Annotated in this window: 3 protein-coding genes; all 3 read right to left on the bottom strand. The window is 71.0% G+C overall.

Translation table 11 applies throughout. From position 1 onward, the window contains the following. Positions 1 to 317 precede the first annotated feature (317 nt). Positions 318 to 695, bottom strand: coding sequence for a helix-turn-helix domain-containing protein (locus RH94_RS07845; protein ID WP_073946907.1), 378 nt, complete (start codon positions 693 to 695; stop codon positions 318 to 320). Positions 696 to 804: 109 nt separating this feature from the next. After that, the gene (locus tag RH94_RS07850; RefSeq protein WP_073946908.1) at positions 805 to 1,350 is read right to left on the bottom strand and encodes a CinA family protein; all 546 of its coding nucleotides are present in this window, start codon (positions 1,348 to 1,350) and stop codon (positions 805 to 807) included. Then, positions 1,347 to 1,992, bottom strand: a 646-nt coding sequence (pgsA, locus tag RH94_RS07855; RefSeq protein WP_073946909.1) for a CDP-diacylglycerol--glycerol-3-phosphate 3-phosphatidyltransferase, incomplete at its 5' end; no start/stop codon positions are given. The genes RH94_RS07850 and pgsA, both read right to left, overlap by 4 nt.

Here is a 1,992-nt window from a genome sequence, read left to right on the forward strand (position 1 = left end):
CCCCGCGTCGCCCGACAGCAGCAGCCGCAGCACCGCCCACCACCACACCACGCCGAGCCCCACGACCGCTCCCCAGCGCACTATCGGCCCCGTCACCGCACCCACCACCACCTCCAGCCCGCCGCCGCACCGTCGCCGCATCACCACCTGGGCCTCCACGATCGCGGCCCCGCCCGGTACCGGCAACCGGGGCGGGGAGAGCCGTCGTACCCCCCGGACAAGGCGAAGGCCCCGGCCGCACCTCTCCGGGACTTCCCGGAGAAGCCCCGGCCGGGGCCTCACCACGTATGCGTCAGTTCACGCGCGCGTGCGACAGGTCACGCGGCGACCACGTCCACCGCCTCGGCGGCGGGTGCCTTGATGGTCACCCGTTCCGGTGGCACACCGGTCACCGGCACGGAACCGAGCATCGGGCGGACCGGCGTGGGGACGGTATCGGTGGCCGCGGCGGACTGGGCCAGCTCGGCGAGGGCGAGCTCGTCGCTCACTTCCCGCATGAGCTCGGACATCCGTACGTCCAGCGCGTCGCAAATGGCGGAGAGCAGCTCGGAGGAAGCCTCCTTCTGCCCCCGCTCCACCTCGGAAAGATAGCCGAGCGAGACTCGGGCGGACGAGGAGACTTCGCGCAGAGTACGGCCCTGGCGTTGGCGCTGCCGACGCAGCACGTCACCCAGCAGGCGACGGAGCAGAATCATCGGTGGCTCCCTCCTCGGACCGCGTAGCCGCATCCTTCACGCCCCACCGTACCGCCTCGCGCTGCGGCCGTGCGGGGAGCGATGTCGTGTTCACTCAGGGCTGCAAACATCAAAACCCCCCGTTCCGTTCCGTATCCTGTGCCCGCTCATTTCCAGTCTGTTCGCCCGCGATCTGCTCCAAAAGCAGTGCGAGTACGCTCCGTACACTCTCTCTACGAATTTCCGCCCGGTCGCCGTTCAACCGCAGCGCGGTCGTTTTCCCGCCACGGGTGGCTCCGGTTTCCGGTGCCAGGGGCCCGTCCACGGCCACGAAGACCGTCCCGACGGGCTGTCCGTCCTGGGGGTCGGGGCCGGCGACGCCGGTGGTCGCGATGCCCCAGTCGGCTTCCAGAGCCTTCCGCACGCCGGCCGCCATCTGGGCCGCGACCTGCGGATCCACCGCTCCCCGCTCGGCCAGCAGGGTGGCGTCGACGCCCAGCAGGCGGTGCTTGAGCTCGGTGGCGTAGGCGGTGACCGAGCCGCGGAACACCTTGGACGCCCCGGGCACCGAGGTGATCTCCGCGGCGACCAGGCCACCGGTCAGCGACTCGGCCACGGCGACCGTCTCGCCCCTCACCGTGAGTAGTCCCACTACCTCGGCGGCCGGTGAACTCACGCTTCCGACTCCTCCAACGCCTCGCGGCGCTCGGCGATTCCCCGCCTGCGCAGCACCATGGCCTGTCTCACATAGTCGAGGCCGGTCGCCACGGTCAGCACGACGGCCGCGGCCATCACCCAGAACCGCAGGGTGGCCAGCCAGCCCGTCAGCGCCAGCACGTACATGCCGACGGCCACGCCCTGCGTGAGCGTCTTGAGCTTGCCGCCGCGGCTCGCCGGGATGACGCCGTAGCGGATGACCAGGAAACGCAGCAGCGTGATCCCGAGTTCCCGGCCGAGGATCACTCCGGTCACCCACCAGGGCAGGTCGCCGAGGCCGGAGAGACAGATCAGCGCCGCCCCCATGATCGCCTTGTCGGCGATGGGGTCGGCGATCTTCCCGAAGTCGGTGACGAGGTCGTACCTGCGGGCCAGGTGGCCGTCGAACAGATCGGTGATCATGGCGATGGCGAAGGCCGCCCAGGCCAGTGACCGCCACACCGGGTCGTACCCGCCGTCGGCCAGCATCAGGGCCACGAAGCCGGGCACCAGGAGCAGCCGGACCATGGTCAGCAGATTGGCGACGTTCCACACGCTGGCCTGGTTGACGGCGGCGGCCGCGATCTTCCCGCCGCGCGGCGGCCGGTCACCGCCCTGCCCC

The sequence above is a fragment of the Streptomyces kebangsaanensis genome (genome assembly GCF_001906585.1).
Classification (GTDB): Bacteria; Actinomycetota; Actinomycetes; order Streptomycetales; family Streptomycetaceae; genus Streptomyces; species Streptomyces kebangsaanensis.